This is a genomic window from Acinetobacter sp. 251-1, assembly GCF_030329305.1.
In the GTDB taxonomy this organism is placed as follows: Bacteria; Pseudomonadota; Gammaproteobacteria; order Pseudomonadales; family Moraxellaceae; genus Acinetobacter; species Acinetobacter piscicola_A.
The window spans coordinates 1-20,234 of the sequence record NZ_JACANS010000015.1; the positions used below are offsets into that span (position 1 = coordinate 1).

General features: G+C 37.8%; 26 protein-coding genes. 9 read left to right on the forward strand and 17 right to left on the reverse strand.

What is annotated here, in order from left to right:
* Window positions 1–174 precede the first annotated feature (174 nt).
* The 4 genes from HX129_RS13030 to HX129_RS13045 all read right to left on the reverse strand — a co-directional run bounded on the left by HX129_RS13030 (window position 175) and on the right by HX129_RS13045 (window position 3,759).
* Window positions 175–1,548 carry a dihydrolipoyl dehydrogenase gene (locus HX129_RS13030; RefSeq protein WP_286435328.1) on the reverse strand — a complete coding sequence of 458 codons (1,374 nt, stop codon included), beginning with the start codon at window positions 1,546–1,548 and terminating at the stop codon, window positions 175–177.
* Between the two features lie 83 nt (window positions 1,549–1,631).
* The gene (locus tag HX129_RS13035) at window positions 1,632–2,801 is read right to left on the reverse strand and encodes a hypothetical protein (RefSeq protein WP_180047495.1); all 1,170 of its coding nucleotides are present in this window, start codon (window positions 2,799–2,801) and stop codon (window positions 1,632–1,634) included.
* 207 nt (window positions 2,802–3,008) lie between these two features.
* The gene (locus HX129_RS13040; protein WP_180047494.1) at window positions 3,009–3,431 is read right to left on the reverse strand and encodes a protein tyrosine phosphatase family protein; all 423 of its coding nucleotides are present in this window, start codon (window positions 3,429–3,431) and stop codon (window positions 3,009–3,011) included.
* On the reverse strand, window positions 3,424–3,759 hold the full coding sequence (locus tag HX129_RS13045; protein ID WP_286435325.1) for a protein tyrosine phosphatase family protein: 336 nt from the start codon (window positions 3,757–3,759) through the stop codon (window positions 3,424–3,426). Before HX129_RS13045 ends, HX129_RS13040 begins: the two co-directional genes overlap by 8 nt.
* Window positions 3,760–3,883: 124 nt before the next feature.
* Here HX129_RS13045 and HX129_RS13050 point away from each other — a divergent pair, with 124 nt between their 5' ends.
* The 3 genes from HX129_RS13050 to HX129_RS13060 all read left to right on the forward strand — a co-directional run bounded on the left by HX129_RS13050 (window position 3,884) and on the right by HX129_RS13060 (window position 5,655).
* Window positions 3,884–4,783, forward strand: a complete 900-nt coding sequence (locus HX129_RS13050; protein ID WP_174493342.1) for an alpha/beta hydrolase — start codon at window positions 3,884–3,886, stop codon at window positions 4,781–4,783.
* Window positions 4,780–5,208, forward strand: a complete 429-nt coding sequence (trxC, locus tag HX129_RS13055; RefSeq protein WP_286435322.1) for a thioredoxin TrxC — start codon at window positions 4,780–4,782, stop codon at window positions 5,206–5,208. The genes HX129_RS13050 and trxC overlap by 4 nt, the downstream gene beginning before the upstream one ends.
* Before the next feature lie 78 nt (window positions 5,209–5,286).
* Window positions 5,287–5,655, forward strand: a complete 369-nt coding sequence (locus HX129_RS13060) for an acyl-CoA thioesterase (RefSeq protein WP_218946370.1) — start codon at window positions 5,287–5,289, stop codon at window positions 5,653–5,655.
* Window positions 5,656–5,733: 78 nt separating this feature from the next.
* Here the strand turns inward: HX129_RS13060 and HX129_RS13065 are convergent, their stop codons facing one another.
* From HX129_RS13065 to HX129_RS13075, 3 genes are all read right to left on the reverse strand, one after another.
* Complete coding sequence (locus HX129_RS13065) at window positions 5,734–6,246, reverse strand: nuclear transport factor 2 family protein (protein WP_286436286.1); 513 nt, start codon at window positions 6,244–6,246, stop codon at window positions 5,734–5,736.
* A gap of 132 nt (window positions 6,247–6,378) precedes the next feature.
* Window positions 6,379–6,882: a DUF4442 domain-containing protein gene (locus tag HX129_RS13070; RefSeq protein WP_286434431.1), complete on the reverse strand. Its 504-nt coding sequence runs from the start codon at window positions 6,880–6,882 to the stop codon at window positions 6,379–6,381.
* A gap of 23 nt (window positions 6,883–6,905) precedes the next feature.
* Window positions 6,906–7,394, reverse strand: a complete 489-nt coding sequence (locus HX129_RS13075; RefSeq protein ID WP_130074069.1) for a YajQ family cyclic di-GMP-binding protein — start codon at window positions 7,392–7,394, stop codon at window positions 6,906–6,908.
* A gap of 91 nt (window positions 7,395–7,485) precedes the next feature.
* On the opposite strand from HX129_RS13075, the gene HX129_RS13080 reads away from it, so the two are divergent.
* Entirely contained in the window at window positions 7,486–7,800 is a 315-nt protein-coding gene (locus tag HX129_RS13080; RefSeq protein WP_130074070.1) for a rhodanese-like domain-containing protein, read from the forward strand.
* Window positions 7,801–7,869: 69 nt separating this feature from the next.
* Here the strand turns inward: HX129_RS13080 and mnmC are convergent, their stop codons facing one another.
* The 4 genes from mnmC to HX129_RS13100 all read right to left on the reverse strand — a co-directional run bounded on the left by mnmC (window position 7,870) and on the right by HX129_RS13100 (window position 11,293).
* Window positions 7,870–9,801 (reverse strand): bifunctional tRNA (5-methylaminomethyl-2-thiouridine)(34)-methyltransferase MnmC2/FAD-dependent 5-carboxymethylaminomethyl-2-thiouridine(34) oxidoreductase MnmC1, encoded by a 1,932-nt coding sequence (gene mnmC, locus HX129_RS13085; RefSeq protein ID WP_286434432.1) that lies wholly within the window; start codon window positions 9,799–9,801, stop codon window positions 7,870–7,872.
* 61 nt (window positions 9,802–9,862) lie between these two features.
* Window positions 9,863–10,360: an SH3 domain-containing protein gene (locus tag HX129_RS13090; RefSeq protein ID WP_130074072.1), complete on the reverse strand. Its 498-nt coding sequence runs from the start codon at window positions 10,358–10,360 to the stop codon at window positions 9,863–9,865.
* A 4-nt stretch (window positions 10,361–10,364) separates the two neighbouring features.
* The gene (locus tag HX129_RS13095; RefSeq protein ID WP_130074073.1) at window positions 10,365–10,667 is read right to left on the reverse strand and encodes a YciI family protein; all 303 of its coding nucleotides are present in this window, start codon (window positions 10,665–10,667) and stop codon (window positions 10,365–10,367) included.
* Window positions 10,668–10,681: 14 nt separating this feature from the next.
* Window positions 10,682–11,293, reverse strand: coding sequence for an inner membrane-spanning protein YciB (locus tag HX129_RS13100; protein WP_130074074.1), 612 nt, complete (start codon window positions 11,291–11,293; stop codon window positions 10,682–10,684).
* A 47-nt stretch (window positions 11,294–11,340) separates the two neighbouring features.
* Between HX129_RS13100 and HX129_RS13105 the strand changes: the two genes are divergently transcribed.
* Window positions 11,341–12,192 (forward strand): PHP domain-containing protein, encoded by an 852-nt coding sequence (locus tag HX129_RS13105; RefSeq protein WP_286434433.1) that lies wholly within the window; start codon window positions 11,341–11,343, stop codon window positions 12,190–12,192.
* A 68-nt stretch (window positions 12,193–12,260) separates the two neighbouring features.
* On the opposite strand, the gene HX129_RS13110 is transcribed toward HX129_RS13105, so the two are convergent.
* Window positions 12,261–13,172, reverse strand: coding sequence for a bestrophin family protein (locus tag HX129_RS13110; RefSeq protein ID WP_130074076.1), 912 nt, complete (start codon window positions 13,170–13,172; stop codon window positions 12,261–12,263).
* Window positions 13,173–13,211: 39 nt separating this feature from the next.
* Entirely contained in the window at window positions 13,212–13,949 is a 738-nt protein-coding gene (gene radC, locus HX129_RS13115; RefSeq protein ID WP_286434434.1) for a RadC family protein, read from the reverse strand.
* A gap of 113 nt (window positions 13,950–14,062) precedes the next feature.
* Between radC and coaBC the strand changes: the two genes are divergently transcribed.
* On the forward strand, window positions 14,063–15,328 hold the full coding sequence (gene coaBC, locus HX129_RS13120; protein WP_174493335.1) for a bifunctional phosphopantothenoylcysteine decarboxylase/phosphopantothenate--cysteine ligase CoaBC: 1,266 nt from the start codon (window positions 14,063–14,065) through the stop codon (window positions 15,326–15,328).
* A 179-nt stretch (window positions 15,329–15,507) separates the two neighbouring features.
* Window positions 15,508–15,882 (forward strand): cytochrome b562, encoded by a 375-nt coding sequence (locus HX129_RS13125; protein ID WP_130074079.1) that lies wholly within the window; start codon window positions 15,508–15,510, stop codon window positions 15,880–15,882.
* A 316-nt stretch (window positions 15,883–16,198) separates the two neighbouring features.
* Here HX129_RS13125 and secB read toward each other — a convergent pair whose 3' ends face one another.
* From secB to rsgA, 4 genes are all read right to left on the reverse strand, one after another.
* Window positions 16,199–16,657, reverse strand: a complete 459-nt coding sequence (gene secB / locus HX129_RS13130; RefSeq protein WP_130074080.1) for a protein-export chaperone SecB — start codon at window positions 16,655–16,657, stop codon at window positions 16,199–16,201.
* Window positions 16,658–16,687: 30 nt separating this feature from the next.
* Entirely contained in the window at window positions 16,688–16,945 is a 258-nt protein-coding gene (grxC, locus tag HX129_RS13135; RefSeq protein ID WP_130074081.1) for a glutaredoxin 3, read from the reverse strand.
* Between the two features lie 16 nt (window positions 16,946–16,961).
* Entirely contained in the window at window positions 16,962–17,369 is a 408-nt protein-coding gene (locus HX129_RS13140) for a rhodanese-like domain-containing protein (RefSeq protein ID WP_111858804.1), read from the reverse strand.
* A 91-nt stretch (window positions 17,370–17,460) separates the two neighbouring features.
* Entirely contained in the window at window positions 17,461–18,519 is a 1,059-nt protein-coding gene (rsgA, locus tag HX129_RS13145; protein ID WP_130074082.1) for a ribosome small subunit-dependent GTPase A, read from the reverse strand.
* A 122-nt stretch (window positions 18,520–18,641) separates the two neighbouring features.
* On the opposite strand from rsgA, the gene orn reads away from it, so the two are divergent.
* Complete coding sequence (orn, locus tag HX129_RS13150) at window positions 18,642–19,202, forward strand: oligoribonuclease (RefSeq protein WP_171457479.1); 561 nt, start codon at window positions 18,642–18,644, stop codon at window positions 19,200–19,202.
* Window positions 19,203–19,394: 192 nt separating this feature from the next.
* The gene (locus HX129_RS13155; RefSeq protein WP_130074084.1) at window positions 19,395–20,129 is read left to right on the forward strand and encodes a Bax inhibitor-1/YccA family protein; all 735 of its coding nucleotides are present in this window, start codon (window positions 19,395–19,397) and stop codon (window positions 20,127–20,129) included.
* The last annotated feature ends 105 nt before the right edge of the window (window positions 20,130–20,234 follow it).

The following is a 20,234-nucleotide window of genomic DNA, read 5'->3' on the forward strand; positions in this document are numbered from 1 at the left end:
AGTGAAACCTCTTAGCGCTGATGGTAGTGTGGGATTACCCATGTGAGAGTAAGTCATCGCCAGCTTTTAAATTTAAACACCCCCAACCGTAAGGTTGGGGGTGTTTTTTATGGCGGGTGGGAAAATAGTATTTATAAATAAGGAATAATTATTTCAATTATTCCTTATTATATTTTATTGATTTAATTGTCTTCTTGCATGTTTTAAAGCAGTACGCAACCCTTCCTCAAGTGTTGGATGATAAAAGGGTTTTGTAAGAAGATCGTCAAGTGTTACTTCTTCAGCGATCATCCAAGAAAGTAAATGTGCCATATGCTCAGCGGATTCTACAAAAAGTTCTGCACCTAAAAGTCTTCGTGATGTTTTATCAATATAAACTTCAATGCCACCTTTATTTTTACCGAGTACAAGAGCACGTCCTTGTTTTTGATAGGATGCGAAACCAGTGATAAAATCAACCTCTTGGTCTTTTAATGCTTTATAACTCTGTCCTACTGTTGCCATTTCAGGTGAGCTAAACATAATCGCAAGTGGTGTTAATGTCTTAATATTTTTAATTGGGGTATTTAGACAATTGTGTACAGCTATTCTACCTTCATGAGCTGCTTCATGTTGAATAGGTGTATTTGTAAATGCATCTCCAATAATAAAAATAGGTAAGCTTGCTAATTGCTTCGTTTGGGGATGGATCGGAAGTTTTTTTAGGTCTTGATATTCAGGATGAATATTTTCTAAATTCAAGGTGTTCAGCAAAGATTGTCTACCTGTTGCTATTAATAAGTAGTCGACCTCTAAAGTTATATTTTCATTTCCAAGTTGATAATGAATTCTTACACCATTTTTTGTTTTTTCAACTTTTTGTGGCAGTGTTTCAAATAAAATATTTATTTCTTTGGCAATAGTTTGTTGTGCTAATTCTTGCAATTGTGGGCTAGAAAGTGAACCGACTTTCTTACTTCGTGCAAAAACAGTTGTTTTTACACCTAAACGCTGCATGGCTTGTGCTAGCTCAATTGCAATTACACCACTGCCAATGACTGCGAGTGATTTAGGAAGTTGCTCTAATTCAAAGATTTGATCTGAGGTAATAAGGTGTTCTTTGAGTTCTTGTTTCCATGCAACATCAAAACTTGGTGTTGAGCCTACGGCAATAATAAAACTTTTTGCTTGAAATTGTTGTTGATTGACTTCGATTGTATTGGAATTAATAAATTTGGCTTTGCCATTTATTTTATGGGTAGAATTCCAACTTTCTACATCTTTTAATGTTGCTTGTGTAAATTGGTCACGCAGTTGGCGGACATGAGGCATAATTTGTGTCGTATTAATCTCTGCTTTAATGTTTAATGCAACTTCATCTGCGTGTTGTATATCATATAGACGATTTGCACTTGAAATCAGCACTTTACTTGGCATGCAGCCAACACGTGCACATGTTGTATCCCAAGGACCATCATTGATGATCAGTAGGTTTGAAGTGTATTTTGCAGCTTCTTTATAGGCTGAAATGCCTGCTGTGCCAGCACCAATAATAATAATATCGTACATAAAAAATAACTCATAACTCACTATTTTAAAAAGAATATAATAAAAAAAGCCTTCAAATGAAGGCTTTCTTGCAAATATTTACATTAGTATTTGATGTTATTTGGTTGAGTTAAAGTTGTGCTAATCTTACCATTCTGATTGACAGATTGTCCCTCAAACGTAATACCATTAAGTGCATGTTTGAATTTCAAGATTGAACCATTTAGGGCTTGTTTAAATGTAAAAATATTTCTACCTTCAAGATAAATACTTCCCGTAAAATTTTGGGTATTGGCTGATGGAGTTTCATTTTCGATACGTGTACCTGAAATTGCTGATACATTAGGTAAATTAAGTACTTGTGTTAGGTTTGACTTAATGCGATAAGTAGCTAAAGCTGAATTATCACCTGGAATTGAATTAATTGTAAAGGATACAGGTTCTACTTCAGGAGTATTTGGGTTGTCATTTGTAAGAACGTCAAATGATGAATTGTTTTGGAGTACGTATAATTCACCATCTTTTGAAGTTGGGTCTTTATAAATACTTAAAGCACCTTTAGTTTCGGTAGTCTCATCATCATAAGTTAATGTTACTTGATAGTTACTATCAGCTTCATTCATAGAAACAATTCTTAGTTGATCAGTTTGAGTGAGCCCCCACGATTGTTTGTATGGATATCCAAATACACCAGTGACCCAAATATCATTATATTTTTTATCAGTATTACGATTATCAAATATGATGATCATTGTTTTACCGGTAAATTTATTAATTTGATCTTCTGAAAGTTTCATTCCTGCAATTTCATTATCGTTTACATCAAAATCCCAAGAAGTATATTTTTGAGGGTTAATATTATTTAAGGCATTTTTAATCACATTGTCGCCGAAAAGAATATAGCAGCCAGTATTTGCATATGTTCCAGAGTCCATGCATTTTTCACGATAATAGAAAGCTGTTTTGTCCTTATCAAATAGTTTTTTTGCATCTATAGCTAGCTGTAGTGGACCTTGAGAAAATGTATCTAAAGCATGATCAATATAGCCTTTAGCCGTTGTAGAATCATTTGGATCATAGTTTCCAAATAAATATTGCCCTTCAGTTTTTAGTAGATCTAATGTTTTTTGTGCTTTGATAGTTTCTTCAGATTGTGTTGTTGGAGGTATATTATCAGTAACTTTATTATCATAATAACCATCGCTACCTCCACCGCCACACGCAACGAGTAAATAAGACAGACTTAATGCTAATGTTCCTTTCAGAAAATTCATGAGTACCCCAAAAAAATGATTTGAAATGTATGTATAAATTTATTTATATTATGTAAAGATAGCACAGTTAAAATATGGTGCAAATAGCACCATATCATATTTCTTCTAATTTAAATCGACGCCCCCATACTCACGCCAACAGTTGGTTTAACATTCATACTGCTACAAGCGCTTAAAAGTACAACACTCATAATTACTAAAATGACTTTATTCATGAAGAAGTCCCGCCTCTTTTGCTTGATTAAATAATGAGGTTGATCTTGAGCCACTTTTGCAAATCATTAAAATAGGTTTGGGTAAACTATTGTAATATTTTGAAAATTCAATGACATCTTGCTGTGAGATCTTACCTGAAATGACAGGCTGATAAACCAAACTGACTTGAGATTTTTCAGATATTTGACGCAATTGAGATGCTGTAACAAGATTACCCCTTTCATTATCAGGTCGGTTCACAATGACAGATTTAAAGCCTTGAGTGAGCAAAACTTGAAATTTATCGATAGTCATTTTCCCTGCTACACTGACTGATGGTGTCAGTGTAGTTCGATCAAAAAGTGTTTCTGCAAAAGTGTTTGAAATACTAAAACAAAGAAAAACAATCCAAAAGGTAAATTGTTTCTTAGTCATCTAAGAGATCCATTTGTTTTGCAAGTTGGTAAAGGTTGTTTGAACGATTCCCTGTACGACAGAACATTAGCACAGGTTTTGGAAGTTCATTAAAATGATTCGCAAAAGTACGTACATCTACTTCTGTAATTTGACCTGCAACCACAGGCTGATGTACATAATCTAAGCCAGCATTACGTGCAGCTTCCTCAATTTGAGCACTTGTTGGTTGTTCAGCACCACCTTCTAAATCTGGGCGATTATTAATAATCGATTTAAAACCTTTTTCAACAACTTGGGAAATATGTTCAGGACTAATTTGACCTGCAAATCCAACATTTTCACTCATGATGATGCTCCACAATATTTAAAAAAACTATGTTAGTATCATAGCATTAAGCTTTGTATTACGATTTAGTAATGAAGTAGATTTATAAGATAAAACCAACAAAATATAATGGAATGGAGTGCCTATGTACGCTTATACAGTCGAACCACTGTATGTTCCAAGCGGTCAGGAGGTGATTGCTGCTGATTTCTATAGACCTAAAAATATAAAAAAACCAGCAGTGATTGTGATGGCGCATGGATTTGCAGCCTTAAGACAATTTCGTTTAATCGAATATGCCAAGCGTTTTGCTCAAGCAGGTTATGCGGTTGTACTATTTGATTATCGTTATTGGGGGGGGAGTACTGGGCAACCCCGTGAACAAATTTCCTTGACCGATCAATTAGAAGATTGGAAAACAGTGATCACCTACGTGAGTAGTAAAAAAAGTATTAACTCACGTAAAATGGTGTTGTGGGGAACATCACTCAGTGGGGGATATGTCTTAACACTCGCAGCAGAAGTGAAAAATATTCAAGCGGTCATGGTGCAAATTCCTTTTGTGGATGGTAATGAAACGGCTAAACTTTATCCGATTCATCATTTACCGAAAGCGCTGAAACTCTCTAGCCAAGACTATATGAGTGCAAAAATAGGGATGCAGCCAAAAACATTGCCTGTGGTACATCCTTTTAGTTTGTGTTTTATTCCGACAAGGGACAGCTATAACGGTTATATGTCGATAGTCAATCCTGATTATTATTGGAGTGGTGAAGTTCCTGCACGGGTGTTCTTTAATTTGATTCGCTATCGTCCGATTGAAATCGTGAGAAGGATTAATATTCCTGTGTTGTTTATTGCGGCGAAAAAAGACAGTGTTGTTCCTATTTCATCTAGCCGTGAAACAGCAACAAATATTGCACCATTTGTAAAATATTACGAATGGAACATGTCTCATTATGATATTTATCATGGGCAATGGTTGGAAAAAGCCATTTTGACCCAATTAGAGTTTTTACATCAACATATTGGAGTGAGCTCATGATCATTGTATGCCCAGCTTGCGGCGCTAAAAATCGCGTACCTGATGAAAAATTAGATGCACAACCCACGTGTGGTCAATGTCATCAAGCGCTTATTCCACTCGCACCAATTGAGTTAAATGAACAAAAATTTAGCAATTTTGTCAGTCACAGTGATTTACCCATTTTAATTGATTTATGGGCGGATTGGTGTGGACCTTGTAAAATGATGGCACCACATTTTGCAGAAGTTGCAAAGCATAATCCACAGGTGGTATTTGCTAAAATTGACACGGAAGCAAACCCGCGTTTGAGCAGTGCATTTAATGTTCGTAGTATTCCAACGTTAGTTTTAATGAATAAAACCACAGAAATTGCTAGAATAAGCGGCGCTTTACGTTCTAGCCAGTTACAAGATTGGTTAGATGAGCAGTTAAAATCTTTTTAGTTAATTGACCAATTTGGAGTTCATGTGTCAGATTCTCATGTAAAACCTGAAGGTACGCTTTCCCTTCAAACCATCGCAATGCCTGCGGATACCAACTGGAGTGGTGATGTTTTTGGTGGATGGATCGTTTCGCAAATGGATTTGGCAGGTGCAATTCATGCAGAACGTTTTAGTAAAGGACGTTGTGCAACGATTTCAATTAATCAGATGACTTTTTTAGTTCCTGTAAAAGTCGGTGACGTGATTAGTTGTTATACGAAGATTTTAAAAGTGGGGAATACCTCAATTCAAATGCAGATTGAGGTATGGGATAGTCATGACAGTTCTCGTTCAGCAAAACGTGTAACAGAAGGCGTCTTTACCTTTGTTGCTGTTGATGTTGCTGGGAATAAACGTCAAATTCCTGAAGAAGTGAAAGTACAATACGCTGCATCGCAAAGTGCTTAACTTTTTGTAAAGATTAAAAATAAAAAATCCCAATTATGTTTGGGATTTTTTATGTCTATGTGATTTTAAATATTTACTTTAAAACATCGTATTGCTATTGGCACTTTGTTCAGGAATAGCCTGTTGTACATCCCAATGCTCTACAATTTTACCATTTTCTACTCTAAAAATATCGACAATGGCAACGCCACGGTCTTGGGCATTTTGTGTTGAATGTACATGTAAAAAGACTAGATTTCCTTCTGCAACAGCACGTTTGATCACGCTTTTAGCTTCAGGATTCTCTTTGAAATGTCCTATGAAATAATTGACAAATGGTGCTTTACCATCAGGGACATGTGGGTTGTGTTGAATATATTGATCACCGATATAACGATCAGCATATTCTTTGACTTGATGTTTTAAAAATACACCTTCATAGAAATCGATGACGATTTTTTTATTTTGTTCTGCACTGTTTTGTGCTGTTGTGAGCGTTGTTGTAGCTGAAGATTGTGAATTTTGTATTGGACTTTGACTACATGCAGTGATGAGTAATGGCAGTACAATAGCATTAGAAATAAGCGCTTTTTTTAAAGTAGCGTGCAACATGATTATTCTCAAGATGATGTTTATATACACCATCTTGAAGATTAAATACGAGAGAATATAGTGAATATTCGTCTCTGATTTTGAGTGATTTGGTAAAATTTTTACTTACTCAAAAGTAAGTTTTATTTACATTTATTTGTTTTTAAGATGTGCTTTTGATACCCAAGCCCACAACATTTCTGCTTCAATAGGTTGTTGACCTGACTCATCTGTGACTGTGACAGCGACAACAGTTTCACCTTTTTCGGTGTCTTGCATGAGCTTACGTTGTTCTTCGGTTAATGTTGCAATCGCAGTTAACCCACCTTTTGATGGGCGTTTAAACTGAATATTCATATGTTTAATGAGGACGATGCATGAATCAGGAATATTCATACCTGTCACAAAACCTGTCGCAGTTTCTGCCACTAAGGCCATTGCACACGCATGCGATTGTCCGATATGGTTTTGCATATTTTTATTATTTTCAATTTTGACTTCGACACGTGAGGGTGTGATGTCGATATAACGTAGTTTTGCCGTTCCCACCATCGGGACGACTCGACCAAACGCTTTGCTTAAAACGGTACTACGAATACCTGAAGGCAATTTAGATGTTGCTTTGACGATTTTTGCTAAACGATTGGTCTGAGTCATATGAGATCCCTGATGAAAAGACCTTAGTCTTTAAAGTTATTGAATTGGAGTGGGACACCAAACTGCTGTTCTTTTAAAAATGCCATGACTTGCTGTAAAGTATCGCGCTTTTTATCAGTTACACGAATTTTGTCACCTTGAATAGATGATTGCACTTTAACACCACTTTCTTTAATGGCTTTATTAATTTTTTTTGCAGTATCAGAGTCAAGACCATCTTTGAGTTTGATGATTTGAATCACATTTTTACCTGAAGCTGTCATTTTTTGTGGATCAAGTGCTTGAATGTCAATTTTGCGTTTAAAGAAATGATTTTCAAGCATGGTATAAACTTGTTCACATTGGAAATCACTTTCAGTTGAAATTTTGATTTCTTTGTTTTTTTCATTAATTTCAATCGAAACGTCTTGACCACGAAAGTCAAATCGAGTCGCAATCTCTTTTTGTGTGTTCTGAACGGCATGATTTACTTCAAAAATCTCTAATTCTGAAACAATATCGAAAGATGGCATAGTTTAGACCTTTACAAATGGAAAGAATATCTGAGATGCTAGGGATGTTTTCTTCATTTGCCAAGTGTTGTTTACATCAAAGGAGTGCGCAATGATCCGTAAACAAGAAATTACAACATTTGAGTTCCCAGAAAATGCAATTATCTGGGATGTCCGTGATCAAAAAGCTTATGCTGAAGGTCATATCAAAGGTGCTGTTAATCAGCCTATTGATAATTTATCGGCGGAGAGCTTAACTCAAGTGAATTCGGATCAACCCATATACATTTTATGTGGCGGTGGTAGTAAAGCCCCACGTGCAGCTGAAAAGTTAGAAAGCTTAGATAGCTCTCGTGATTATGTCGTACTTATGGGTGGTACACGTGCAGCACGTGATGCAGGCTTGCCTTTAGAGCAAGAAGCATAAAGGAAAGCGCCGCAAGGCGCTTTTTCTGTAATGATAGAAGCGTTTTAAATTCTGAGCATAAATAAAAATTTAAATTTGTGGTGCTTGATAATAGGGTTTACGCACCCTGATCTTTTTTCGACCACGTGTAGGACTGAGCATATTCAATAAATTTTGCGAAATAGGGCAGGCTTCCTTTAAAACCAATGCTGCTAAAATTTCACTACAAAGCGGTGCAAATAAAAAACCTTTCGAACCTAAGCCTGCAAAGCTATACATCTCTAGATCATCTACGCCTTGCCCAAGTACAGGAAAATAGTCCAATGTTTGCGCACGTACAGAGGCACGCCCTTGCCAACTATCTATTTGAGGCAATGCTTCAGCATAGGCAGGAAAGGCATTGTGGATAAGTTCGTAGTTATGCACATGGTCGGCTTGTGCTACAGCTGAATCATCGCATTCAGGATGGAATGATGCACCTAAAATCAAATGTTCAGCATCAAGTTGCATACAGTAACCACCAAAACTGTAGGCATGTTGGGGATTTAAAGCCAATCCTGTATTTTTGAGCCAACTCACTTGCCCGCGAATGGCCCTTAAGCGTGGATAGTGTGAGAAAAACTTCTGACTTTCACGTGCGCAGCACACCACAACATGATCAAACTGCCCTAAGATATTTTTATGAACATCTAAAAGCTGAACCTGTTTATTGTCTAATTTTTGGCATTGTTCAATCTGTGCGATTTTAAAATCAATTAAATCATGCGCAAGGATTTGATCACGTAGTTGCTGCGGTGAAATTGCACCTGCCTGTTTAAGTTGCACACTGGCATAGTGGGTTTGCAGATCTAATTGCTCAGCAGTGAAATATTCTAAAACCTCAGAAGAATAATCATTGACTAAATCTAAAGCCTCTTGCAGATTTTTTTGAATCAGTTGCTGCACTGAAATTGCCCGAAAGGCTTTAAATTGCGGGTAATAATGTTGTGCAAATTGCCATGACAAGGTCATCAGATGATCTGCACTTTGTGCAATCGGACTGAGTTTAGGGTTAAGTAACGCGAGGGGATTACCCGAAGCACCTGCCAATGGCGCTGATTGGTCGTAGATGCTCACTTGATGCCCACGCTCGGCAAATGCCCAAGCACAGCTTAAGCCCGCGATTCCTGCGCCTATAATCGCAATATGGCGTTGTTTGTTGTACTGAGCAATATTGGTTTCAGATTTTTGTTGCACTACCTCTCGATGTTGCTTTGCATCATCATTGTTATGCGGCGCTGATTGTGCCTCTGGTTTGATCCAAATCGCTTTGAGCATTTCCCGTTTATGCCCAAAACCTTTGGGGCGTGAAATAAAAATGCCATGTTGTTTTAAAGCTCGTTTTAAAACACCTGCAACACTGAATGAGGCAAAGCTCGTCCCATAATCAGATAAACGCACGACATGATTGAAAATATGTTCTGCCCATAAATCAGGATTACACGAGGGCGCAAAACCATCTAAAAACCATGCATTCACCGATGTGGTTTTTGGAATGATGGGGAAAACATCCTGTGCGTCACCGAGCCATAAATCAATGGAAAAGCGCTCAGATGGAAAGTTTAGACGATGACAACCCGCAAGAGGTAAAGGGTACTGCTGGATCAGTTGATCTGCTAAAGGCTTGAGTTCATCCCAAGCATTTAAAGCACGTATCAGATCCGTTTTGGACAATGGAAATTTTTCAACACTGATGGCATGTAAATGGCTATGATTATCAGGACGAACCTGTTGCCAAAGTTGCCATAACGCTAAAATATTTAAACCTGTGCCAAAACCTGTTTCAGCGACTGTGAAATATTCAAAATTATGTAAATCGGCTAAGCGGGTGGAAAGATCATTGCCATTTAAAAATACATGGCGTGTTTCGAGTAGTCCATTGTCTTTGGAAAAATAGACATCACCGAATTGTTTAGAGACAGGAACTTCAATTCCATCAACACATTGCCAATCCAAGTCAGCAGTTTGAATGGTATTTGGCAATGTTATATACCTTTTGAAATTTTAAATAAAACGCTTAAATCAAGTCGGTGAGGTCAGTGGCTTACCACTGACGACGACGCTTGGTATAGATATAACTGGCAATCAAGAAGCCTAATAATACACCCACAGCAATGGTTGCGGCGCCGTATAAAAACATTTGTGCACTTTGTTCACTCTGTAAAACTTGAACTTGCACACCAAGATTGTCATTTTTCAATTGTAATTCTTGGTTTTGTGATAATGCTTCCAAATTGGCTTTTTCAAGTTGCTGTAAGCGAGTCGCTTGATCTTTGACCAAAGCTTTGACTTTGGCATCTTGCGCGGCTTTTTCTTTGATGATCTGTTCTGCGGTTAATGGTTTATTTTCCTGTGCTTGCGCTTGATTTTGTACAATCGCATTAGCACCCGCAACCGCAGGCAGAATAGAGGGTTTTGGGGGAGGCGTTGCCGCAGCAATTTGTGCAGCTTGATTGGTTGGTGTTGTAGCTGTCGGTTCTGCCCAAACGACAGATGAGCAGAATAAAGAAAAACCCAATAAACTTTGGACAACAACACGCATTGGCTTATCCTTTTGGTAGAGCTTTGTTAAATGGTTTAACATCAACGTGGCTATACACACCTTCTTTGACAAAAGGTTCATCCTGCAACCATTCATCCAATGCTTCACGACTTTCAAAATCTAAAATCATGGTACTACCATAAAAACCTGCTTGTGGATTCTCACGGTCTTTGGGCATAGCGCCTGCGACAATGACGCGACCTTCGGCATCTAATTTTTCTAAACGTGCCAAATGTTGAGGACGCACAGCAAGACGTTTTTCAACTGTACCATCTCGATCGGTACAGGTAATCACAAATAAAGGCATGGAAAAAACCTGATTTACTCTGAAGATTTAAAATGTTTTCGCAAGCAAAATAGTATAACAGCAAGGTAGCTCAAGGATACGATAATATCGCCAAAAGCGGTAAATTCGCCCCAATATTTGCCATTCATATACAAGAAACCGAAAAAGTAATGTAAAGCAGCGAGTAGGAAGAATTGACCACACCATGCCCAGTTCAAGCGCATCCAACCTTGGCGTGTGAGTTCAAGCATCGAACCTAACATTTTTTGAATAATTGGTAAACGTTCTTTATTGAAGAATGGTGTAACTAAAAAGCCAATACCAATGCCTAAATTTAAGATGACTGCTTTAAGTTTGATATAGGTCACATCACTAAATGCGAGGGTAATTCCACCAAAAATGACAGACATAATGACAATAAACCATTGCATTTTTTCCAGTCTGAATTTTTGTGCGAAGAATAAGCACCCATAAACCACTAAGGTTGAGATTAATAAGGCACAGGTTGCAACTAAAATATGGTTTTGGTCTGCATTGCCTGTACTTCCCACTAATTCTAATAATGGGTGATGGTTATCTTTGGGATCTGTCGTTTTATAAAAATAAAAGAAGATAATAATTGGTAAATAATCAAATAGCGCTTTCATGCTACAGTAGAGTCATCAAATTTTGGTGACTTAGCATAATACAAACAATGATTGGTGTCGATTTACATACGCATAGTAATATTTCAGATGGAACACTTACACCTGAAGAGCTGATTGAAGCTGCACATGCATTGGGAATAAAGACCTTTGCATTGACTGACCATGATACGATGGATGGTGTACAACGTGCGAAAAAATGTGCTGATGCCTTAGGCATGCAACTGATTTCAGGTGTAGAAATCTCAAGTCAATGGTCACGTCCTGCCACTAAAAAAACCTATGGTGTGCATATTGTGGCGCTGAATATGCAAAATCCTGCGCCATTAGAGAAATTACTTGCCGAACAAAAACGTATTCGTGCTGAACGTGCCGAAAAAATTTGCCAATTACTTATCCCCCTCATTGGGCAGGATATTTATCCTGAAGTTTTATTGATGGTAGAGGGTGAGGCAGATCGAGTGACACGTACCCATATTGCTAAAATATTGGTGCAAAAAGGCATTGTGAGTCGAGTACAACAAGCATTTGATAAATATATCAAAGAAGGTAAAAAAGCCTATGTAAAATTTGATGGTTTAGGTTTGGCAGAAACCATTCAAGTGATTCATGACAGCCAAGGTTTTGCTGTTTTGGCACACCCCACACGTTATGATTTATCAGCAACGAATATTCGTTATTTGATTGAGGTTTTTGCCCAATTTGGGGGGGACGCTGTAGAACTTCCACCTGCGATCGAAACTTTATCTACCCGACAAATGGTAGATCGGATGATTGCACAATTTACTTTAAAGGTTTCTGTCGGAAGTGATTTTCATGGTAGTCATATGCCTTGGATTAAACTCGGCAATATTCCACGTGTAAAAGAAGGACAAGTGGGGATTTGGGAGTATTTTCGTTAATGCGTTCTGTTTAATTTCATTTTCACTATTTAGGTGGAACAATGGAGATGAAGAACAGAAAATACACATTACAACAAATTATGATCCTGTGCCTGAATCGGTGGTGGTGTTGGTTTACCTAAAGTGCCTAAAAGCTCGATTTCGATGGTACGAACCATTGCATCTAAGGGTAAATCATTGCTTTGGGTACCAAAAGGTTCTTCAATTTCAGAGCTTAAAGCATCCAAGCCTAAAAATGTGTATGCTAAAATTCCGACCAAAAGTGGTGTACCTAACCCCAATAATGAGCCCAAACTAAAGGGCAGCATAAAACAGAAGAAATAGACAGTACGATTGAGCAACACAGAATAAGCAAAGGGCAAAGGCGTGGTGGCAATACGGTCACAACCTGTTTGTACGAGGCTGAGTTCATTGACATGCTCATTGAGCTGAGTATAAATAATATCGGAAATTTCACCTTCTTTTAGCGCTTGCATCAGTTCCCATTGGATTAGGCTGAGTGTGTATTGAGGTGCATTAGATTGTTGATAGAGTTGTTTTAAAGCCTGTTGGCTCATACCACTGGTTTCAACTAAAACATCTGGACTTGCGGTTTGATGGCGTAGGCGATCGCGTAATACATTTGCAAAAACAATCACATGTTGAATGATACGTTCACGACGACCTTGAGGAAACATACGACAGTCTCGGTCAAAATGTCGTGCATTGGCAATCAGCATTCCCCAAAGTTTTCGGGCTTCCCACCAACGATCATAACAAGCTGTATTTTTAAAGCCTAAAAAAATTGAAAGTACAACACCGATTAAAGTAAATCCGACTAAAGGTAATTCTGGGAAACGATATAAACCCGTATATTCAATTCCTCCTACGATCGCAGAAATCAGCATGACAAAACCTAAAGGCGGTAAAACCTTCGGTAAAATTGTACCACGCCATGAAAAAAGTAGTTTAAAAGTGTCGTTTTGTTCCCGAACAATCATGTAAATCGAATCTGTTATTTTTCTATGATCTTCCTCACATTAATGGTTATTGTCAATATGATTTGGTACAAAACCCGTGGTAATGATTTGTTGATGTTCAGCAAATGAATAATTTTGTGTTGTTGTGACAATGATATGATCAAGCAATTGTATTTCCACAAGCTGACATGCTTTTAAAATCTGTTGAGTAAGCTGCTGATCTGCAATAGAAGGTTCGGCAGCGCCGTTGGGATGATTATGCGCGATTACAATAAAACTGGCTTGTTTTTGTATGGCATAGCGTAATAGTTGATTGATTGAAATATCACAATAGTTAGTTGAACCATAAAATAATTTTTTAAAGCTAAGTTTGCGTAATTGGCTGTCCAAACATAGAACGGCAAAGACTTCCTGACGTTCACCAAGTAATTCATAACGTAGATAATCACCAATTAAATCGGAGCGACTTAAATCTACGCCTTGATAGAGTTGTTGTTTGAGATAACGTCGTCCAAGTTCTTTAACTGCCATGAGCTGAGAGTATTTGGTATCTGCAATGCCATGAAACTGTTTGATTTCATCAGATGTTGCATCAAATACGGCATTGAGATGCCCAAAATGTTGGATGAGTATACGTGCCAACTCTACAGCAGAATGTTGTTTTGAGCCTGAACGTAGGAAAATTGCTAAAAGCTCAGCATCAGACAAGCTTTCAGCCCCTTGGTTGAGTAAACGTTCTCTTGGACGTTCTTGTTCAGGCCATTGTTTAATTGATGTCGTTTTAGTGGAATTATTCATTATTATTCACTATTTTGATTTATTTTACTTTTCAATTTCCCAAGTGAATGTCTTGGGATCTAGATTATTTAATGCTATTGTGAGCGCCACTGCAACAGAAAGGTGACTTGATCGTGAGTTTCGATCTCAGTGTATTTTCTAATAAAAATATTCTTCTCGCTGTCACAGGCGGAATTGCCGCATATAAAAGTGCCATTCTCGTCCGCCGTTTAAAGGATTACGGTTTTAACGTGCGTGTGGTGATGACCCATGGCGCTCAAGCATTTATTACCCCATTAACATTTCAAGCATTGTCGGGAAATCCTGTCCATACTGAATTATTAAACCCAGAAGCTGAAGCAGGTATGGGGCATATTGAGCTGGCACGTTGGGCAGATTTGCTCCTTGTTGCACCTGCAAGTTGTGACACCCTTGCTAAGTTTGCGGCTGGTTTAGCAGACGATTTACTCAGCACTTTATATTTAGCAACCAAAGCGCCAGTTTGGGTTGCACCTGCGATGAATCAGCAAATGTGGGCAGCCAAAGCAACGCAGCGTAATTTAAATACTCTGGTTGAAGATGGTGTACATGTCATTATGCCTGATGCAGGTTCACAAGCTTGTGGAGATGTTGGCTTAGGACGTATGCCTGAACCTGAGCATTTAGCAGATCAAGTCAAAGATTATTTCCATCAAGCACAAAGAGCGATTGCAGAAAAATTTGGTTTATTGGCAGGGAAACGAGTGACAATTACGGCAGGGCCAACACGTGAAGCGATTGATCCCGTGCGTTATATCTCAAATCATAGTACTGGAAAAATGGGCTTTGCGATTGCAGCAGCATGTTATAGTGCAGGAGCCAAAGTGACATTGTTAGCAGGTCCTGTGAGCTTAGATACACCAAATGGTGTAAAACGTATTAATGTTTCATCTGCCTTAAAGATGCTAGATGAAAGCATGAAACAGCTTGAAGAAGGCTGTGATATTTTTATTGCGACAGCAGCCGTAGCAGACTATAGAGTGGCTGAAGTTGCTGAACATAAAATTAAAAAAGCGGGTGATGAGCTCAATGTCGCATTGATTAAAAACCCCGACATTGTGGCAACAATTGCACAGCAAAAGAAACGTCCATTTATGGTGGGTTTTGCAGCAGAAACACGTCATGTTGAAGAATATGCTGCAGGAAAATTGGTGGCTAAAAAGCTCGATATGATTGCTTGTAATGATGTATCTCGTGCAGATATTGGTTTTGCGTCAGATCAAAACGCCATGACCGTATTTTTTGCAGAGCAATACCAAATGGAAAAACGTGATCTAGAAAAAGCATCAAAACAGGAGATCGCGCAGCAACTTATTGAAGCAATTCACGATGCCTTACATCATGAAATAGAGCCTGTTTAATCGTTTATTTAAGATTTTAGATGCAATTAGTCTAAGAAAATGCAACGAATCCGTTGCATTTTTTATTTGCAATTTTGAATGATTTTAACTTATGTTTAAGCATATAAATGGACAATAAATATAACAGTATTGCGCTATTTAATTTTTATTGACAGCCACAGTTTTAAAGGATGATCGAGATGATCAAAAAAACTTTAGCCACTTTTCTACTTGCTTCAACATGTGTCATGAGTTCTATGAGCTTTGCTGCAAGTCTAGAAGAGAATATGAAAACACTTGCAAAAAACTATAAAGCATTTAATCAGAGTAATAATGCTGCTGAAGCCAATAAAGCTTTAGATAATATGCGCCTAGCTGCAAATGATGCTAAAAAAGTTAAACTCAAAGGTCGTGGCGAAGCGCAAGCGGTCACCTCAACGCAATTATATGATCAGATCATTGCAGAAATTGATAAAACTCAATCGCTAGTAAAAGGTGGTCACTTAGACCATGCTAAAATAGAAGCAAAGAAAATTGCTGAGATTCGTGATCAAGGGCATAAAATTTATCGTTAAATTGATCAGTTGAAGCACCGCGTTAAACCTGCTCCCTTTAAAACCGCATTGAGATGCGGTTTTTTATGACATGAAATATGAGAAAAGTACGGATAATCTAAAAGTATTTTAATCCTTTTATCGATAAGATAAGTAAGAAAATAATCCTACAATTGAGGCTTAGGAAGTTAAAGAGGGTGTTTACGGAGTCGTTTAAGTAAACCAAGCTATAAATAGCTCTGATGAACAACCACATATAAAGCTTTAGTCATTTTTAAATTTGTCATAAAAAAGACCGCATAAAGCGGTCTTTCAATCAACACTTAATTCGAAAAAATTAAGCTTGACCTTCAGCAGCAGCGGCTTGAGCACGTTCCATATTTGCTTCAAACTCAGCATCAAAATTGATCGGAGTAAGAAGCAATTGTGGGAAGCTACCTTTAGTGACAAGATCATTCACCGCTTCACGAAGGAATGGGAACAAAATGTTCGGGCAGTAAGCACCTAAAATGTAAGGTAAGCGTTCTTCTTCGATTCCATCAATCAGGAAAATACCCGCTTGTGTTGCATCAACGATAAAAGCAGTCTCACCACCATTGTTCGCTTGAACAACCACTTTCAAAGAAACTTCGAAGTGTGTTGGGTCTACTTTTTCAGCAGAAGAAGACAAATTGATGTTCAGCTCAGGTTGCCATTCTTTAGTAAAAACTTGCGCCCCAGGAACTTCAAAAGATAAGTCTTTTGCATATAAACGTTCTAAAGCAAGTTGTGGTTGAGCTTGTTGTTCTTCACTCATTCTTTATATTCCTTAAATATTATGAAGTGATTAAGCGAGTAATTCGTCAAGTTTGCCAGCTTTTTCAAGCGCATAAAGTTGGTCAAACCCACCGATGAATTGATCTTTAATAAAAATTTGTGGCACTGTACGATGTTTTGTACGTTGCATGAGTTCTACACGAACTTCAGGTGCTTCATTTGAAAGATTAATTTCTTTAAACTCAATACCTTTACGTTCAAGAAGTTGTTTTGCTCGAACGCAATATGGGCAAGAAACTGTAGAATATACAATTACATTAGCAGTCATTTTCAACTCCTTAAACTTATTTCGCTTTGATCAATGGTAAGCCTTGGGCTTTCCAATTGCTAATACCACCGTCTAAGCGGTAACTATCTGTATGACCGACTTGTTGCAATGCACTGCCTGCAACTTGACCCATATTACAAATAAAGACCAATGGACGATCAGCAGTTTTTAACTCTTCTAAATGACTTGTAATTTTGCTGTAAGGGATATTGCGACTACCGCTGATATGACCTTCTTTAAAATCTTTGGCATCACGTAAATCGATCAACATGGCATTTTTTGCTTTCACTAAAATACCGAGTGATTGAGGAGAGATTTTACGACCACTGCGTTGACCTTCAAATACGAAGAACAAAATGATCAGAACCCCTAAAACACCAAATAAGAAGGGGTGATTCCCCATAAACTCAAACCAACGTTCCACAATTCACCTAATTACAATCAAAATTTGTGTCGAGTATAGCCTATATATATGGTGATCAAAATCACTGCTTCAAGGCTAGATTTAAAGAAAATTAATTTTTTTGTTGCGCCTCGGTAATTTCGTCTACCAAGCGCAAATAACTGTCTAAGCGTCTTGCTAAGATTTCACCTTCGGCAACAGCTTGTTTCAGTGCACATTGCTTTTCATGCGTGTGGGTACAATTGCGGTATTGGCAATGCCCTAAAAAATTGGCAATATCTGAAAATCCAGCATCAATTTTTTCTAAATCTAAATGCCAAAGTCCAAACTCACGAATGCCCGGTGAGTCAATCAGCGCACCATTTTCACCAAAGCGAATTAAACGCGTAGATGTGGTGGTATGTTGTCCTAAAGCTGAGTTTTCAGAAATAATATTGGTTTTTTGCGCTGCATCAGGCACGATGACATTGATCAGAGAGCTTTTGCCCACACCAGATTGCCCCACAAAAGCAACCGTTTCATTATCAAGACGTTGTGCGAGTGGCGTCAAATCACCATCAGAACGTGTGATGAGGACTTCATAGCCTAAAGCTTGATACTCTTTAAGCATATCTAAAATAGGATCATTTTCTTTAAGTAAGTCAGACTTATTCAGTACCAATAACACAGGAATATCGGCATCAGCACAAGCAACCAGATAACGGTCAATCAGTGTCGGTGCAGGTTCGGGTAAAGCTGCAAAGACAATGACAATCAAACTAATATTAGCTGCCACGGGTTTAACTTTGTGATAACGATCAGGGCGGGTGAGTAATGATGTTCGTGGATGAATGGCTGTGATAATCCCTAAACCTGTATTGGGATCAGCTTGCCATTTGACTTTATCGCCTGTGACCAAAAGTTCTAAGTTGGTACGCGTATGGCAACGCCAAACACTGTCTAGCTCAATGGCTTTCCAAAAGGGTTCGGGATCACCTGCTTTAACTTGTGGTTTTTCAGGATGTTGATCAGGAACAGAAAGGGCTTGTACTTCAAGTTGACGTCCATAATGTTGGACCACTAAACCTTCGAGGTCATTTGAAGTGTCGATTTCTTCTTGACGTGTTTTATGTTGTTTCTGAATGCGACGTTGTTGCTGTTCAGTTAAACGACGTTTACGAATTAAAGCCATTCATATCCTAAAAAACCGTAAAAATAAGAAGGCAAAAATAACATGCTGAACGAATGAATTACAGCGCAGATGTCAGAAATTTGCTACTATTCATGTTTTATAGCCTAATAAGATTGCACTTTATGAGCAGCAGCACCCCAGATACACGCTTGATTTGGATTGATCTTGAAATGACAGGTCTTGATACGGACAACGATCAAATTATTGAAGTTGCCACCATTGTAACGGACGATCATTTAAATATTCTTGCGGAAGGTCCAGTGCTCGCAGTACATCAATCAGATGTTATTTTAAATGCAATGGATGAGTGGAATACCAAACAGCATGGTCAGTCAGGTCTGATTGAACGTGTCCGTCGTAGTAAATTGACTGCACGTGATGCAGAGTTACAGACTTTGGAATTTTTAAAGAAATGGGTCAATCCAAAATCATCGCCAATGTGTGGTAATTCAATTTGCCAAGATCGTCGTTTTTTACATCGTTTAATGCCTGAAATGGAACAATATTTCCACTATCGTAATTTAGACGTTTCTTCTGTAAAAGAGTTGGCAAAACGCTGGCGCCCTGAGATTATGAGCGGTCTGAAGAAAAATGCCTCACATTTAGCAATGGATGATATTCGTGATTCAATTGCGGAGTTAAAATACTATCGTCAGTATTTCTTTATCTCAAATCAAGATTAATTGCATATTGAAAATGATTAAAAGAGGCAGAAATTGCCTCTTTTTTATGCACTGTGTATTTTTAAAAATTAAGTTATACTAATTTAGGCAACATTTTTGCTTTTGTTACAAAAAGAAGTAAGCTGTACATTAATTTGACAATTATTCGTTTTACAATCCCTTTATATTTTAAATATTACAATGAGTTGAGATATGCAAAGTAATAACCCTATTTTAACCCGTGTGGAAACACATGCGGACTACAGTCAGCCGATGACCGTGCAGGGTGCAATTCAAAAGTCGATATTGATGACTGTGATTGCTGCTGTGCTTGGTTTGGGTGTTTTCATTTATAGTTTTGCAACCATGAATTTTGGTATGGCCTATGCAGCTGCAATGGTTGGCGCAATTGGTGGTCTCATCATTGCATTAGTTGCAACTTTTAAACCAAATACTGCACGTGTTTTAGCAATTCCTTATGCGCTGTTTGAAGGTGCATTTTTAGGTGGTGCATCGGTTATTTTCCAATTGAAATTTCCGGGTGTACCGTTACAAGCGTTGTTGGCAACTTTTGTCACCACTTTTGTGATGTTTGGTTTGTATCGTTTTAAAATTATTCGTGCCACTGAAAAATTTAAATCGATTGTGATGTCAGCAACGATTGCGATTGCATTAGTTTTTGTTGTGCAGTTCATCATGAATTTGGCATTTGGTTCAAGCATTCCTGGGCTATTTGAAAGTTCTTGGTTGGGCATAGGCTTTGCTGCTTTTGTTGCGGTTATTGCCTCATTGAACTTAATTTTAGATTTTGATTTAATTGAAAATGCTGCTGCACAACGTGCACCAAAAGCGTTTGAATGGCTATGTGGTATCGCATTATTAGCCACTTTAGTTTGGATGTATTATTCATTCATGCGTTTATTTAGTTTATTGCAAGGCGATGATTAAGTTCTCACCTTGTTATAAATTCAAAAATCGTCCTTTATGGGCGATTTTTTTATGATTTGAGTAAAGTTCTGAAAAAAGGTGGATTATGCAATTTTGTTCTGATTA

Coding starts and splice junctions, on each gene's coding strand:
- orn (WP_171457479.1), top strand. CDS start 18,642: ATGAGCAGCAGCACCCCAGATACACGCTTGATTTGGATTGATCTTGAA.
- grxC (WP_130074081.1), bottom strand. CDS start 16,945: ATGACTGCTAATGTAATTGTATATTCTACAGTTTCTTGCCCATATTGC.
- HX129_RS13035 (WP_180047495.1), bottom strand. CDS start 2,801: ATGAATTTTCTGAAAGGAACATTAGCATTAAGTCTGTCTTATTTACTC.
- HX129_RS13100 (WP_130074074.1), bottom strand. CDS start 11,293: ATGAAAGCGCTATTTGATTATTTACCAATTATTATCTTCTTTTATTTT.
- HX129_RS13045 (WP_286435325.1), bottom strand. CDS start 3,759: ATGAGTGAAAATGTTGGATTTGCAGGTCAAATTAGTCCTGAACATATT.
- HX129_RS13030 (WP_286435328.1), bottom strand. CDS start 1,548: ATGTACGATATTATTATTATTGGTGCTGGCACAGCAGGCATTTCAGCC.
- radC (WP_286434434.1), bottom strand. CDS start 13,949: ATGAATAATTCCACTAAAACGACATCAATTAAACAATGGCCTGAACAA.
- HX129_RS13155 (WP_130074084.1), top strand. CDS start 19,395: ATGCAAAGTAATAACCCTATTTTAACCCGTGTGGAAACACATGCGGAC.
- HX129_RS13065 (WP_286436286.1), bottom strand. CDS start 6,246: ATGTTGCACGCTACTTTAAAAAAAGCGCTTATTTCTAATGCTATTGTA.
- HX129_RS13075 (WP_130074069.1), bottom strand. CDS start 7,394: ATGCCATCTTTCGATATTGTTTCAGAATTAGAGATTTTTGAAGTAAAT.
- HX129_RS13040 (WP_180047494.1), bottom strand. CDS start 3,431: ATGACTAAGAAACAATTTACCTTTTGGATTGTTTTTCTTTGTTTTAGT.
- HX129_RS13050 (WP_174493342.1), top strand. CDS start 3,884: ATGTACGCTTATACAGTCGAACCACTGTATGTTCCAAGCGGTCAGGAG.
- HX129_RS13060 (WP_218946370.1), top strand. CDS start 5,287: ATGCCTGCGGATACCAACTGGAGTGGTGATGTTTTTGGTGGATGGATC.
- HX129_RS13125 (WP_130074079.1), top strand. CDS start 15,508: ATGATCAAAAAAACTTTAGCCACTTTTCTACTTGCTTCAACATGTGTC.
- HX129_RS13110 (WP_130074076.1), bottom strand. CDS start 13,172: ATGATTGTTCGGGAACAAAACGACACTTTTAAACTACTTTTTTCATGG.
- rsgA (WP_130074082.1), bottom strand. CDS start 18,519: ATGGCTTTAATTCGTAAACGTCGTTTAACTGAACAGCAACAACGTCGC.
- trxC (WP_286435322.1), top strand. CDS start 4,780: ATGATCATTGTATGCCCAGCTTGCGGCGCTAAAAATCGCGTACCTGAT.
- HX129_RS13080 (WP_130074070.1), top strand. CDS start 7,486: ATGATCCGTAAACAAGAAATTACAACATTTGAGTTCCCAGAAAATGCA.
- HX129_RS13070 (WP_286434431.1), bottom strand. CDS start 6,882: ATGACTCAGACCAATCGTTTAGCAAAAATCGTCAAAGCAACATCTAAA.
- HX129_RS13105 (WP_286434433.1), top strand. CDS start 11,341: ATGATTGGTGTCGATTTACATACGCATAGTAATATTTCAGATGGAACA.
- HX129_RS13090 (WP_130074072.1), bottom strand. CDS start 10,360: ATGCGTGTTGTTGTCCAAAGTTTATTGGGTTTTTCTTTATTCTGCTCA.
- secB (WP_130074080.1), bottom strand. CDS start 16,657: ATGAGTGAAGAACAACAAGCTCAACCACAACTTGCTTTAGAACGTTTA.
- HX129_RS13095 (WP_130074073.1), bottom strand. CDS start 10,667: ATGCCTTTATTTGTGATTACCTGTACCGATCGAGATGGTACAGTTGAA.